This window comes from Microbacterium sp. NPDC055312 (genome assembly GCF_053645675.1).
In genome coordinates, this window is sequence record NZ_JBSHMU010000010.1 from 25,219 (window position 1) to 38,348 (window position 13,130).

Sequence of the window (13,130 nt, forward strand, 5' to 3'; positions counted from 1 at the left end):
CTCAACCTCCCGCCATGGTCCGGGCGATCTCGGTGGTCGAATCCCCCGCGCGCTTGAGCACGTAGGCGACCAGCGCCAGCGATGCGAGCGTGAGCAGCAGCATGACCGTCGACACGGCGGCGATCTCGGGCCGCAATCCGCTGCGCAGCGAGCTCAGCACGTAGACCGGCCAGGGCGTGGTTCCCGACACCTGCACGAACGCCGACACGACCGTGTTGTCGAGACTGAGCGTGAACGAGAGCAGGAACCCGGCGAGCACCGCCGGCATCGCCAGCGGCAGCGTCACGCGCAGGAAGGTGCGCACCGGGGGCGCGTACAGGTCGGCCGAGGCCTCTTCCAGACGTGCGTCGAGACCGACCAGCCGGGCCCGCACGATGTACGACACGATGGCGATCGAGAACAGCGAGTGGCCGACGACCAGGCGCACCGTGCCGTCGTTGAACATCGCCAGCCCGAGGTCCTGCCCGAGGAAGACGAGCCACGGCAGCAGGGCGACGGCGTCGACGATCTCGGGTGTGACCGACACGAGCAGCAGCAGTCCGAGGAACCACCACACCCACTTTCCGGGGCGTCTGGCCATCGCGATGCCGGCGAGGGTGCCGAGCACCGCGGCGAACAGCGCGGCGATCACGCCCGTGCGCAGCGACACCATCACCGCGTCGCGGATCACCGGCTTCTCGACCAGCGCCGCGAACGGGGCGAGGCTGAAGCCGTCCCACGCCACGAGCAGACGCCCCGAGTTGAACGACGCCATGATGATCACGACGATCGGCAGGAACAGGAACGCGTAGACCGCGATCGACCAGATGCCGAGGACGCGGTCGCCGACGGTGCCGCGGCGGCGGGTGCGGATGTCGCTCATGATGGCTCTCCGAGCACGAGTCGGCTGCGGTTTCTGAACGGCAGCGAGATCAGCCACAGGATGGCCGCGGCCACGCCGATGGTCAGCATGATCACGAGGATCAGCAGCACCGCCATCGCCGAGCCCAGCGCCCAGTTCTGCGCGGTGCCGAACTGGCTGGCGACGAGCTGGCCGATCATGTTGCCCTGCGCTCCGCCGAGCACGGTCGCGGTGATGTAGTCGCCCATCAGCGGGATGAACACCAGCAGCACGCCGGCGATGATGCCGGGCCGCGCCAGCGGCACGGTGACCTGCAGGAAGGTGCGCATGCCGTTCGCGCCGAGGTCCTTGCTGGCTTCGCGCAGCGGCGTTCCGACGCGGTCGAAGGCGACGTACAGCGGCAGGATCATCAGCGGCAGGTAGTTGTAGACGACGCCGATGAGCACGGCTGTGCGCGTGTAGAGCACGTCGATCGGGCCGTCGATCACGCCCACACCCTGCAGCAGCGATGACAGCCAGCCCTCGGGCGAGAGGATCACCTGCCAGCCGAGGGTGCGCACGAGGAAGTTCGTCCAGAACGGCACCATGACCAGCGCGATGAGCAGGCCCCGACGGGCGGGCGGGGCCTTGACCGCCATCCAGTACGCCACCGGTGCACCGATCAGCAGACACAGCAGCGTGCCGAGGATTCCGACCCAGAGGGTGTTCTGGAAGGTCGCGAAGAATGTCGGCGACATGGCCTCGGCGTACCGGTCGAACGACAGCACGTCGTTGGCGTGTGTGCCGAAGATGCCCGGCTTGTACCCGAAGCTGAACCACACGACCATGGCGATGGGCGCGATGAAGAAGAGCACCAGCCACACCCATGCGGGCACGGCCAGCCCGAAGCGGGGACTACGCACCGGCGGCTGCCTTCGTCTTGTTCCAGATCTCGACGATGCGCGCCTGCGCCTCGGTGACCTTGCCCTCGTGCATGGTCTTCACCTGAGCCTCGTCGAAGAAGACCATGTCGAGCATCTCGAGTCCGGCCTTCTCGGCCGCCTCCTTGATGCCCGCAGCTCCCGTGTCGTAGCCGATGTAGTCGACCTGGGCGAGCTGGTTCTCGGGAGTGAGGATGTAGTCGAGGAAGGCGTGGGCCGCCTCGGGGTGGGGCGCGCCCTCGGCGATCGCCCAGTTGTCCATCCACAGCTCGGTGTCGGGGGCGCCGAGCACCCACTGCCAGCGGTCGGGGTCGGGTGACTCCTGGATGCCGATGCGCGCGTCGCCGTTCCACGACTGCATGAGCACGTGCGACGCCTGCGGGATCGCCGCACCGCCCGGGTACGAGTCGAAGGCCGAGATGTGCGGGGCGAGCTCGTCGACGAGGAACTTCTCGCACGCGTCGAGGTCGGCGGGGTCGGTGGTGTTCCAGTCGATGCCGTTGGCCCAGTAGTAGATGCCGCCGAGCGGCGCCGGGTCGTCCAGCACCGAGGTCTTGCCGGATGCCTCGTTCTTGGCCGCGTCGATGAAGTCGCCCCACGTCTTCAGCTCGCGGGTGATCACGGTCTTGTCGTAGACGAAACCGGTGGTGCCCCACGCCTTGCAGATGGAGTATTCGTTCTTCGGGTCCCAATCGCGCCCGAGGAAGGCGGGGTCCATGTACTTCATGTTGGGGATGAGGTCGAGGTTGAGCTTGGCGAGCAGGCCGTTCTCGATCATCTGCGGGATGAACACGCCGGTCGGCACGACCAGGTCGTAGCCGCTGGTGCCCTTGGCGGCGACGAGCTTGGCGATCATCTCCTCGTTCGAGTTGAAGGTGTCCATGACGACCTTCGCCCCCTCGTCGTTCGTGAACGCCTCGATCACCTCGGGAGCGTCGTACTCGCCCCAGCTGTAGATCGACAGCTTGTCTTCGACGGCACCGCCGGTGGCCTGGGGTCCGGGCCTCGCGGAGCCGCCCGGTGAGCACGCGGTGAGCACGCCGGCGGCGCCCAGTGCGGCGACGACGCCGATGAAGCCGCGCCGGGTGAGCTGATGACGCACGACCGGTGCGATGCTGCTGTCGGCGAGGATGCGAATGCTGTTGTCGTTCATGAGGGGCACTCCTTCGTGCGGTGCTGCGGGTGCTGTGCTGGTAGGTGGATGCCGCTCAGCGGGAGGCGCGGTCGGGCAGGGCGATCACGTGAGTGGCGGCGGTGGGCGCGCCCTCCGCGGCGAACAGCCGCACGTCGACGGGTGACCACGTGCAGCGCACCGCCTGGTCGACCGCCACCGGAGGTGCCGTCGGCGCGGGGGTGCGCACGAGCAGGGTCTGCCCGCCCTCGATGCCGACCACGACCTGCAGGGTCTCGCCGAGGTACGACACGCTGAGCACGCGACCGTCGATGCCGACGCCGGGGACGTCTGGGCGCTCGAGACGGATGAACTCCGGACGGATGGCGGCGACGGCGGGCTCGCCCGCGGTGACCTGCTCCGCTCCCCACCTGCCGTGGATGAGCCCCACGCTCGTGTCGACGGCCTCGGCCCGGGCGGTGCCGCTGAGGAAGTTCTGCTGGCCGATGAACGCGGCGACGTACGCCGACGCCGGAGCGGCGTAGATGCGGTCGGGAGCGTCGAGCTGCTCGATGCGGCCGGCGCGCATCACCGCGATCCGGTCGCTCATCGACAGCGCCTCGCCCTGGTCGTGCGTGACGAACACGAAGGTCGTGCCGAGTCGCGCCTGCAGCAGCTTCAGCTCGACCTGCATCTCCTCGCGCAGCTGCCGGTCGAGCGCGGCGAGCGGCTCGTCGAGCAGCAGCACGCTGGGTCGGTTGATGAGCGCACGCGACAGGGCGATGCGCTGCTGCTGGCCGCCGGAGAGCATGGTCGGCTTGCGGTCGGCGAACCGGCGCAGCTGCACCATGTCGAGCGCGGCGATGACGCGCTCGCGCTGCTCGGCCTTCGGCACCCCGCGCTGCCGCAGGCCGTAGGCGACGTTCTCGGCGACGGTCATGTGCGGGAAGAGCGCGTACGCCTGGAAGACCGTGTTCACCTCGCGGCGGTGCGGCGGCAGGCCGAGCACGCTGCGGCCCGAGATGCGGATGTCGCCGCTGTCGGGATGCTCGAAGCCGGCGATCATGCGCAGGGTCGTGGTCTTGCCGCATCCCGACGGCCCGAGCAGGGAGAGGAACTCGCCCGGCCGGATCGACAGGGACAGGTCGTCGACGGCGGTCGCGTCGCCGTAATGCTTGGTGACCCCGTCGATGTCGACGCCTCCGGTTGCGAGGTCGCCGGTCGGGGCGGGAACCGCGGGTGCGGGCTGTGCCATGGAACCTCCACGTTGAGATCTGACTAGCGTCAGTCAAGCACAGTCCTGCGGGGAGGTACAGCGAAAAACGAAGAATGCGTTGGGGTCGGCGACGATATCCGTCGTGAAGCGAACCGGATTCTGCCGATATGGTCTACTTGCGGTCGAAGTCGAAGGCCTTCAGCAGTTCACCGACCGCCGTTTCGCGCTCGTCGCCGCCCTCTTCGAACATGTGCGTGACATGCGTGCGCAGATGGTTCTCGAGCAGCAGGCGGTTGAGCGACTCCAGCGAGCGCTGCACGGCACGCGACTGCGTGATGATGTCCATGCAGTACTCCTCGTTCTCGATCATCCGCGCGATGCCACGCAGCTGACCTTCGAGGATGCTCGTGCGGTGCAGAGCGCGCTTCTTGATGTCGTCGATCACCCTTCAAGCGTAGTCACCGTGAAAGGATGACGGCATGTCGCGAACACCGATGGCGCTGCTCTCGCCCGCCGATCAAGAGCGACTGCGCGGCCTGCGACGCATGAAGGCCGTCGCCCTCGGTGCGCTCATCTTCATGGCCGTCGTGTTCGTGTTCTCCTTCTGGCTCGAATCGCGGCAGCCGTGGCTCGGCTACGTCCGCGCGGCCGCCGAGGGCGGCATGGTCGGCGCGCTGGCCGACTGGTTCGCAGTGACGGCGCTGTTCCGCCGCCCACTCGGGCTGCCGATCCCGCACACCGCGATCATCCCCCACCGCAAGGACGAGATCGGCCACACCCTGGGCGAGTTCGTCGAGACGAACTTCCTGGCCGGCGACGTCGTGCGCGCGAAGCTGTCGACGACAGCGCTCTCCCAGCGGCTCGGCGAGTGGCTCACCCACGAGGCGCACGCCGAGCGCGTGGCATCCGAGGCCTCGACGGCGGCATCCGCGGTGCTGCGCGCCCTGAGCGACGACGACGTGCAGAGCCTGATCGCCGATCTCGCACGAGAGCATCTCATCGAGCCGGACTGGGCGCCGTCGGCCGGCTCCTGGCTGCAGCGCATCGTCGAGGCCGACGCCCATCGCGGAGCCGTCGACCTCGCCGTCGACAGTCTCGGCGCGTGGCTCGAGAACAACGCCGCGGCCTTCCAGGGGCTCATCTCGCGCCGCCTGCCGTCGTGGGTTCCCCGCCTGGCGCACCGCTTCGTCGACGAGACGGCGTACAGCGAGGCGCTGAAGTTCGTCCGCGCCGTGCACGCCGACCCCCGGCATCCGGCCCGCATCGCCCTCGACGGCTACCTCGCCCGGCTCGCCGACGGGCTGCAGCACGACGACGCCATGCGCGGCCGGCTCGAAAGCGCGAAGACGACCCTCTTCGACAGCCCGCGCGTCGGCGAGCTCGCGGCGCAGGCCTGGAACACCGCCAAGACCGGCCTGCTCAGCGCCTTGGCCGACCCTGAGAGCGGGCTGCGCCGTCGGGCAGCGGCCGCGGTGGCCGAGATCGGGCAGCGGCTGGCCACCGAGCCCGCGCTGCAGGCGCGCGTCGACGGCTGGGTGACGGATGCCGCCGTGTTCCTCGTCGACCGGTACCGGCACGACATCGCGTCGATCATCACCGACACGGTCGAGAAGTGGGATCCGGCCGAGACGACCGAGAAGATCGAGCTCATGGTCGGCCGCGACCTGCAGTACATCCGCCTGAACGGCACGGTCGTGGGTGCGCTCGCAGGACTCGCGATCTACGCGATCGCGCACGCCGTGATCCCGGTGGGACTCGGCTGAGGTCAGGCCCGGAGCGCGTCGGCTATCGGCTGGTCACCGGCGTTGAACCGGATGGTGCGACCGACGGTCGAGTCCTGACGCAGCGTCTCGGCGATGACCTGCGCGACGTCGGCGCGCGACACCTCGCCCGACTCGTCGGCGGCGACGTCGATGCGGCCCGTCGCCTCATCGAGGGTGAGGCTGCTCGGCCCGAGGATCGTCCAGTCGAGTCCGGAGGAGCGCAGGTGCTCGTCGGCGGCCGCCTTCGCCTCCGCGTAGGTGTGGAACGGGTTGTCGGCCGGGATGCCGTGATCGGGCGACGCGCCGAAGTACGACACCATCACGTAGCGGCGCACCCCGGCATCCGTCGCCGCGTCCATCGACCGCACGGCCGCGTCGTGATCCACGGCGCGGGTGCGCGCGGCGTCCCCGCCGCCGGCGCCCGCCGACCACACCACGGCGTCGTGCCCCGAGAGCAGCGCGGCGATCGCCGCCTGATCCTCGTGCTCGACGTCGAACACGACCGGCTGCGCTCCGGTCGCGCGCACCTCGTCGGCATGGTCGGGATTGCGGATCACGGCGGTCACCTCGTCACCGCGGGCCGAGAGCAGAGGGGCGAGCAGCAGGGCGACCTTGCCGTGGCCGCCGAAGATCACGATTCGAGCCATACCTCCACGGTACGCCGTCGAGGCACGCGCGGGGCCACCGCGACCGCGGACCCATGAGAAACCACGTCGCGCACGAGAAACACGCGCGCGCGTGGCGTGTCACGCAGAACGTGGTTTCTCGTTGCCGGGACCGCTCTCAGCGCGAGGCGACGCCCGCGAGCAGCTCGAGCACGCAGAGCGCGGCGAGACGCACGGTGCGGGCGTCGTCGGCATCCGCCGTGGCATCCACTTCGGCGATGTCGGCGCTGACCACCTCCGCGTGCGAGGCGATCGCGCGCACGAGCGTGCGCAGCTCCCCCGCCGCGAGGCCGCCGGGGGCGCTCGCCGGGCAGCCGGGAGCGACCGCGCGGTCGACGACGTCGACGTCGATGTCGAGATGGATGCGCGACCCCGCCCCCGCGATCGCGAGCGCCTCCCCCACCACCGAGCGGATGCCCTTCTCACGCACCTCGTCGAGTGTGATCACCCGGATGCCCCAGTCGGCAGCGCGCCGCGCATAGGCGGCGGAGTTCGCGAAGTCGGCGATGCCGATCTGCACGATACGGGCCGGGTCGATGCGCTCACCGTCCGGGGCGTCCTCGATCAGGCGACGCACCGGCGAGCCGTTGGAGACGCCGTCGCGCAGGTCGAAGTGCGCATCCAGCGTGATCAGTCCGTCTGCTGCGGCACCACGCGCGACCGGGTAGGTGAGCGCGTTGTCGCCGCCGAGCGCGATCACGAGCCGGGTCTGCTCAGCGAGGTCGCGCACCCGCCGCACGGCCCGTTCGACCCCCTCGTCGCCGTCGGGCTCGTGCACGTCGCCGGCGTCGACGATGCGCAGGACCTCGTTCAGGTCGACGACCGGCGGACCCATCAGCGCTGCGCTGTAGCGCGGCAGCGCCTCGCGGATCGCGGCGGGCGTCGCGTGCGCTCCGGTCGGCGAGAGCGAGGTGCGCCAGGTCGGGATGCCGATCAGCGCGGCATCCGCGCTCTCCCCCGGCCTCGCCGCGGGCCACGACCCGGCGCGAGGCCAGAGCTCGTCGTGTGAGAGTGCCATGCTCATCCCTTCCGCCAGACGGACACGCCGTCCTTCCACACCTGCTGCACGAGCGGCACCCCCGGCCGGTACGCCAGGTGCACCCGGGTCGGGGCGTCCAGCAGCACGAGGTCGGCGCGCGCGCCGGGGGCGATCACGCCGATGTCCGAGCGCTGCAGCGCCGCCGCTCCCCCGGCCGTGGCCGCCCAGACCGCCTCGGCCGGCGTCATGCCCATGTCGCGCACCGCGACGGCGATGCAGAACGGCATCGACGAGGTGAAACTCGAGCCGGGGTTCGTGTCGCAGGCGATGGCGACCGTGACACCGGCGTCGATGAGACGCCGCGCATCGGGGTACGGCTGCCGGGTCGAGAACTCCACTCCCGGCAGCAGGGTGAGCACGGTGTCGGAGGCGGCGAGCGCCGCGACGTCGTCGTCGGTCAGGTAGGTGCCGTGGTCGACCGACGCGGCACCGAGCTCGACAGCCAGCCGCACACCGTCGCCGGGACCGAGCTGGCCGGCGTGCATCCGCGGCTTCAACCCCCGGGCGATGCCCGCCTCGAGCACCCGCCGCGACTGCGGCACGCTGAACGCGCCGGTCTCGCAGAACACGTCGATCCACTTCACGTGCGGGACGCAGGCATCCAGCATCTCGCCGATCACCAGATCGACGTAGTCGTCGCCGCGATCGGCGTACTCGACCGGCACGACGTGCGCGCCGAGGTAGGTGACCTCCTCGGTCACCTCGGCCGCGAGACGCACCAGACGCTGCTCGGTCTCGACGTCGAGTCCGTAGCCGCTCTTGATCTCGACGGTCGTGGTGCCCTGCGCGAGCATCTCGTCGACGAAGCCGCGCACCCGCGCCCGCAGCTCGTCGTCGCTCGCATCGCGGGTGGCGGCGACGGTGGAGCGGATGCCGCCGGCGGCGTATCTCTGCCCCGCCATGCGCGCCTCGAACTCGGCCGCCCGATCGCCGCCGAACACGATGTGGCTGTGGCTGTCGACGAAGCCCGGGATGACCGCGCGCCCGCCGGCGTCGACGACCTCATCCGCCGTCGGCATCGGCAGGCCCCCTGCGCCACCCTGGGCCCCTGCGCCCCCCTGGGGCCCTGAGCCTGCCGAAGGGCCGACCCACGAGATCAGCCCGTCCTCGATGAGCACCGCCGCGTCTGTCAGCATGCCCTTCGACAGGCTCAGGGACCCAACGGTGGGAGCCCCGGTGCCCTTCGACAGGCTCAGGGACCCAACGGGGTGAGCGCCGGTGCCCTTCGACAGGCTCAGGGACCCAACGGGGTGAGCGCCGGTGCCCTTCGACAGGCTCAGGGACCCAAGGGGCGAAGCGCCGACGTTGGTCGTCAGCTCGCCGATGTTCGTGATGAGCGTGGTGCTCACAGCATCGGCACCTTGAGTCCGCGTTCGCGGGCGATGTCGCGCGCGTGGTCGTACCCGGCATCCACGTGCCGCATCACGCCGGTACCCGGGTCGTTGGTCAGCACACGCTCGAGCTTCTCGGCCGCGAGCGGGGAGCCGTCGGCCACGCTCACCTGACCGGCGTGGATCGAGCGGCCGATGCCGACACCGCCGCCGTGGTGCAGCGAGACCCAGCTGGCCCCCGACGCGGTGTTCAGCAGGGCGTTGAGCAGCGGCCAGTCGGCGATGGCATCCGAGCCGTCCTTCATCGCCTCGGTCTCACGGTAGGGCGAGGCGACGGAACCCGAGTCGAGGTGGTCGCGGCCGATCACGATGGGCGCCGAGAGCTCTCCAGAGGCGACCATCTCGTTGAACTTCAGCCCGGCGAGGTGACGCTCCTTGTATCCCAGCCAGCAGATCCGAGCCGGAAGACCCTCGAAGTGCACCTTCTCGCCGGCCTTCTCCAGCCAGCGGTGCAGCGCGGTGTCGTCGGGGAACAGCTCTGCGATGGCGCGGTCGGTCTTGTAGATGTCCTCGGGGTCGCCCGAGAGCGCGGCCCAGCGGAAGGGCCCGCGGCCCTCTTCGAACTGCGGGCGGATGTAGGCGGGCACGAATCCGGGGAACTCGAACGCGCGCTCGAACCCGCCGAGCTGCGCTTCTGCACGGATCGAGTTGCCGTAGTCGAAGACCGCCGCCCCGGCATCCTGAAACGCGACCATGGCGGCGACGTGCGCGGCCATCGACTCGCGCGAGCGCCGGGTGAACTCCTCGGGGTCGCGCTCAGCCTCGGCCTTCCAGTCGGCGACCGAGATGCCGATCGGCAGGTACGCGAGCGGGTCGTGCGCACTGGTCTGGTCGGTCACGACGTCGATCGTCAGCTCACCGGCATCCTGACGGCGCTTGAGCTCGGGGAATACCTCGGCGGCGTTGCCGACGACGCCGACCGACAGCGCCTCGCCCGCCTCTTTCGCGGCGACGACGCGAGCGACGGCCGCGTCGAGGTCGGTGGTGTACTCGTCGAGGTAGCCGTGCTCGACGCGGCGCGACAGGCGCGACTCGTCGACGTCGACGATCAGCACGACGCCCTCGTTGAGGGTGACCGCGAGCGGCTGCGCGCCGCCCATGCCGCCGGCACCCCCGGTCAGGGTGAGGGTGCCCTTGAGCGAGTGGGTCGCTGAGCCCGTCGAAGCGCCCAGCGAACGCGCCACTGCCGCGAACGTCTCGTAGGTGCCCTGCAGGATGCCCTGGGTGCCGATGTAGATCCACGAGCCGGCGGTCATCTGGCCGTACATCATCAGGCCCAGCGACTCGAGTCGGCGGAACTCGGGCCAGGTCGCCCAGTCGCCGACGAGGTTCGAATTCGCGATGAGCACCCGCGGCGCCCACTCGTGCGTGCGGAACACGCCGACGGGCTTGCCGGACTGCACGAGCAGGGTCTCATCGGGCTCGAGCTCGTCGAGGGTGCGCACGATCGCGTCGTACGCCTCCCAGCTGCGCGCGGCGCGGCCCGTGCCGCCGTAGACGACGAGATCCTCGGGATGCTCGGCGACCTCCGGGTCGAGGTTGTTCATCAGCATCCGCTTGGCTGCCTCCGCGCCCCAGCTCTTCGCCGTGCGCTGATCGCCCCGAGCCGCGCGGATGGTGCGGGTGGGGTCGTGCAGGGTGGCCTCAGACATTCGCGTGCTCCTTCGCAGTGCGGGCAACGGCGCCCGAGCGGACGAGCTCGGTCACCGCCTCGATGTCGGGTGAGAGGAAGTGGTCGGGTCCTGGCCCGGCGGCCACAGTGCGCACGAGGTCGCGGACGGCCCCCGTCGCGGGCCCCGCCGGCAGGGGTGCGCGCAGGTCGAGGGCACGTGCCCCGGTGAGGATCTCGATGGCGAGCACGCGCGTGAGACCGTCGATGGCGCGGCGCAGCTTGCGCGCGCCCGACCAGCCCATCGACACGTGGTCCTCCTGCATGGCGGATGACGGGATCGAGTCGACGGATGCGGGCACCGCCAGGCGCTTGAGCTCGGAGACGATGCCGGCCGCGGCGTACTGCGCGATCATCAGGCCCGAGTCGACGCCCACCTCGTGGGCGAGGAAGGGCGGCAGTCCGTGACTGCGGGCGGGGTCGAGAGCGCGATCGGTGCGCCGCTCGGAGACGGATGCCACGTCGGCGACCGAGATCGCGAGGAAGTCGAGCACCGCGGCGACCGGAGCGCCATGGAAGTTGCCGTTCGATTCGATGCGTCCGTCGCCGGTGACCACCGGGTTGTCGACAACGGATGCCAGTTCGCGCTCCGCGATGGTGGTGGCATGCGCCACCGTGTCGCGCGCCGCGCCGTGCACCTGTGGCGAGCAGCGCAGCGAGTACGCGTCCTGCACCCGACCATCGTCGGGACCCTTGTGGCTGTGCACGATCGGCGAATCGCGGAGGAAGGCGCGCAGATTCAGGGCGGAGGCGGCCTGACCCACCTGCGGGCGCAGCGCCATCAGGTCGGCGGCGAAGACGGCGTCGGTGCCGAGCTGCGATTCGATCGACATCGCGGCGGCGAGGTCGGCGGTGGTGATGAGTGTCTCGAGGTCGTGCAGCGCGAGCAGCAGCATCCCGAGCATCCCGTCGGTGCCGTTGATGAGAGCCAGGCCCTCCTTCTCGACGAGCACGAGCGGTTCGATGCGGGCGGCGGCGAGTGCGTCGGCAGCGGGCACGAGCGCGCCGTCCGCGTTTCGGACGTCTCCCTCCCCCATCGCCGCGAGGGCGACGTGGGCGAGCGGGGCGAGATCGCCTGAGCAGCCGAGCGAGCCGTACTCGCGCACCACCGGGGTGATGCGGGCGTTGAGCATGGCTGCGTAGGTGTCGACGACGACGGGACGCACGCCCGTGTGACCGGATGCCAGGGTCTGCAGCCGCAGCAGCTGCAGGGCGCGCACGACCTCGGTCTCGACCTCGGCCCCGGTGCCTGCGGCGTGCGAGCGGATCAGGCTGACCTGCAGCTGTCGACGGCGATCAGGGGCGATGAAGGTCGTGGCGAGGGCACCGAACCCGGTCGACACGCCGTAATGCGGATACGGGTCGGCTGCCATGCCGTCGATGACGGCGCGGGCTGCGGCGACGCGGGCGCGCGCAGAGTCGGCGATCTCGACGGGGACGAGGTGACGAGCGACGGCCACGACGTCGGCCGGAGACAGGGGCGCTGCGCCGATGATCGCGGGAGACGAATGCTGCATGTCTCGATTCCACACCGTCCCTTCTTCCGGCGGGTGGCGCAGTGCCAGACTGTGTCTGTGATCTCAGACACACCGGATGCCCGCGAGCACCGCCCGCAGGTGCCGGCAGCCGACCAGACGCTGCGCATCCTGCAGCATCTGGCGCGGCGTCCCGTGCCGATCGCGGCGACAACGCTGGCGCGGGAGCTGGCGATCCCGCGCTCCACCGTGTACCACCTCCTCGCGACGCTCGAGCAGCACGGATTCGTGGTGCACCTCGCACAGGAGCGTCGCTGGGGGCTGGGCACCAGCGCGTTCGAACTGGCCGGCGGCTACGCCAGGCAGGAGCCGTTGGCACGACTCGGCAGGCCGATCCTCGCTGCTCTCGCCGACCGCTTGGGAGAGAGCGCGCATCTCGCGGTGATGAGCGGACGCGACGTGCTCTACATCGTCGAGGAGCGCGCTGCCCGCCGTCCCGCCCTGGTGACGGACGTCGGCGTGCGGCTGCCCGCGCACCTGACGGCGACGGGACGGGCGATGCTGGCCGCGCTCCCCCGCGCGCAGGTTCGCGCGCTCTATCCGGATGCGCGGGCCTTCACCGACCGAACGGGGCGCGGCCCGGTGCGGCCGTCCGAGCTGCGCGAGGTGCTGAGACAGGTTCGGGATGCCGGGTTCGCCACCGAAGACGGGGAGGTGACTCCGGGGTTCCGTTCGGTGGCCGCGGCCGTGCACGACCACGCCGTCTGGCCGATCGCGGCGGTCGCGGTCACGTGGGAGGACGGACGGGCTCAGCCCGCGGCGGCAGAGGTGCAGGAGGCCGCTCGGATGCTGCAGAGCAGGCTGGGCTATGTGCGACGGTGAGACGCAAGATCGCCGGCCGTTAACGCAAAAGAGCCACCCGGCAATGGGTGGCTCTTTCACAGAAGAAGTCCGGCGGTGTCCTACTCTCCCACAGGGTCCCCCCTGCAGTACCATCGGCGCTGTGAGGCTTAGCTTCCGGGTTCGGAATGTGACCGGGC

Annotated in this window: 12 protein-coding genes and 1 rRNA gene; 2 read left to right on the top strand and 11 right to left on the bottom strand. The window is 70.4% G+C overall.

The window, feature by feature from the left end:
- Position 1 precedes the first annotated feature (1 nt).
- The 5 genes from ACWIDW_RS14520 to ACWIDW_RS14540 all read right to left on the bottom strand — a co-directional run bounded on the left by ACWIDW_RS14520 (position 2) and on the right by ACWIDW_RS14540 (position 4,533).
- Positions 2 to 862, bottom strand: a complete 861-nt coding sequence (locus tag ACWIDW_RS14520) for an ABC transporter permease (RefSeq protein ID WP_454125971.1) — start codon at positions 860 to 862, stop codon at positions 2 to 4.
- Positions 859 to 1,743 carry an ABC transporter permease gene (locus ACWIDW_RS14525; RefSeq protein ID WP_454125972.1) on the bottom strand — a complete coding sequence of 295 codons (885 nt, stop codon included), beginning with the start codon at positions 1,741 to 1,743 and terminating at the stop codon, positions 859 to 861. The genes ACWIDW_RS14520 and ACWIDW_RS14525 overlap by 4 nt, the downstream gene beginning before the upstream one ends.
- Positions 1,736 to 2,914, bottom strand: coding sequence for a polyamine ABC transporter substrate-binding protein (locus ACWIDW_RS14530; protein ID WP_454125973.1), 1,179 nt, complete (start codon positions 2,912 to 2,914; stop codon positions 1,736 to 1,738). The genes ACWIDW_RS14525 and ACWIDW_RS14530 overlap by 8 nt, the downstream gene beginning before the upstream one ends.
- Before the next feature lie 55 nt (positions 2,915 to 2,969).
- On the bottom strand, positions 2,970 to 4,127 hold the full coding sequence (locus ACWIDW_RS14535; RefSeq protein ID WP_454125974.1) for an ABC transporter ATP-binding protein: 1,158 nt from the start codon (positions 4,125 to 4,127) through the stop codon (positions 2,970 to 2,972).
- 133 nt (positions 4,128 to 4,260) lie between these two features.
- Positions 4,261 to 4,533 carry a metal-sensitive transcriptional regulator gene (locus tag ACWIDW_RS14540; protein WP_182253834.1) on the bottom strand — a complete coding sequence of 91 codons (273 nt, stop codon included), beginning with the start codon at positions 4,531 to 4,533 and terminating at the stop codon, positions 4,261 to 4,263.
- 34 nt (positions 4,534 to 4,567) lie between these two features.
- On the opposite strand from ACWIDW_RS14540, the gene ACWIDW_RS14545 reads away from it, so the two are divergent.
- The gene (locus ACWIDW_RS14545; protein WP_454125975.1) at positions 4,568 to 5,851 is read left to right on the top strand and encodes a DUF445 domain-containing protein; all 1,284 of its coding nucleotides are present in this window, start codon (positions 4,568 to 4,570) and stop codon (positions 5,849 to 5,851) included.
- Positions 5,852 to 5,853: 2 nt separating this feature from the next.
- On the opposite strand, the gene ACWIDW_RS14550 is transcribed toward ACWIDW_RS14545, so the two are convergent.
- The 5 genes from ACWIDW_RS14550 to hutH form a co-directional block, all read right to left on the bottom strand.
- On the bottom strand, positions 5,854 to 6,498 hold the full coding sequence (locus ACWIDW_RS14550; RefSeq protein ID WP_454125976.1) for an SDR family oxidoreductase: 645 nt from the start codon (positions 6,496 to 6,498) through the stop codon (positions 5,854 to 5,856).
- A 136-nt stretch (positions 6,499 to 6,634) separates the two neighbouring features.
- Complete coding sequence (locus ACWIDW_RS14555; RefSeq protein ID WP_454125977.1) at positions 6,635 to 7,540, bottom strand: arginase family protein; 906 nt, start codon at positions 7,538 to 7,540, stop codon at positions 6,635 to 6,637.
- Positions 7,537 to 8,691 carry an imidazolonepropionase gene (gene hutI / locus ACWIDW_RS14560; protein WP_454125980.1) on the bottom strand — a complete coding sequence of 385 codons (1,155 nt, stop codon included), beginning with the start codon at positions 8,689 to 8,691 and terminating at the stop codon, positions 7,537 to 7,539. Before hutI ends, ACWIDW_RS14555 begins: the two co-directional genes overlap by 4 nt.
- Before the next feature lie 209 nt (positions 8,692 to 8,900).
- The gene (hutU, locus tag ACWIDW_RS14565; RefSeq protein WP_454125978.1) at positions 8,901 to 10,598 is read right to left on the bottom strand and encodes a urocanate hydratase; all 1,698 of its coding nucleotides are present in this window, start codon (positions 10,596 to 10,598) and stop codon (positions 8,901 to 8,903) included.
- Positions 10,591 to 12,132 carry a histidine ammonia-lyase gene (gene hutH, locus ACWIDW_RS14570; protein WP_454125979.1) on the bottom strand — a complete coding sequence of 514 codons (1,542 nt, stop codon included), beginning with the start codon at positions 12,130 to 12,132 and terminating at the stop codon, positions 10,591 to 10,593. The genes hutU and hutH overlap by 8 nt, the downstream gene beginning before the upstream one ends.
- A 99-nt stretch (positions 12,133 to 12,231) precedes the next feature.
- On the opposite strand from hutH, the gene ACWIDW_RS14575 reads away from it, so the two are divergent.
- The gene (locus ACWIDW_RS14575; RefSeq protein ID WP_454125981.1) at positions 12,232 to 12,972 is read left to right on the top strand and encodes an IclR family transcriptional regulator; all 741 of its coding nucleotides are present in this window, start codon (positions 12,232 to 12,234) and stop codon (positions 12,970 to 12,972) included.
- A gap of 67 nt (positions 12,973 to 13,039) precedes the next feature.
- Here the strand turns inward: ACWIDW_RS14575 and rrf are convergent.
- A 5S ribosomal RNA gene (gene rrf, locus ACWIDW_RS14580) occupies positions 13,040 to 13,130 on the bottom strand; the annotation flags it as partial.

Excerpts from the sequence above, each read along its gene's own strand:
- ACWIDW_RS14520 (WP_454125971.1), bottom strand. The coding sequence starts at position 862 with ATGAGCGACATCCGCACCCGCCGCCGCGGCACCGTCGGCGACCGCGTC.
- ACWIDW_RS14530 (WP_454125973.1), bottom strand. The coding sequence starts at position 2,914 with ATGAACGACAACAGCATTCGCATCCTCGCCGACAGCAGCATCGCACCG.
- ACWIDW_RS14535 (WP_454125974.1), bottom strand. The coding sequence starts at position 4,127 with ATGGCACAGCCCGCACCCGCGGTTCCCGCCCCGACCGGCGACCTCGCA.
- ACWIDW_RS14545 (WP_454125975.1), top strand. The coding sequence starts at position 4,568 with ATGTCGCGAACACCGATGGCGCTGCTCTCGCCCGCCGATCAAGAGCGA.
- ACWIDW_RS14550 (WP_454125976.1), bottom strand. The coding sequence starts at position 6,498 with ATGGCTCGAATCGTGATCTTCGGCGGCCACGGCAAGGTCGCCCTGCTG.
- ACWIDW_RS14555 (WP_454125977.1), bottom strand. The coding sequence starts at position 7,540 with ATGAGCATGGCACTCTCACACGACGAGCTCTGGCCTCGCGCCGGGTCG.
- hutI (WP_454125980.1), bottom strand. The coding sequence starts at position 8,691 with ATGCTGACAGACGCGGCGGTGCTCATCGAGGACGGGCTGATCTCGTGG.
- hutU (WP_454125978.1), bottom strand. The coding sequence starts at position 10,598 with ATGTCTGAGGCCACCCTGCACGACCCCACCCGCACCATCCGCGCGGCT.
- hutH (WP_454125979.1), bottom strand. The coding sequence starts at position 12,132 with ATGCAGCATTCGTCTCCCGCGATCATCGGCGCAGCGCCCCTGTCTCCG.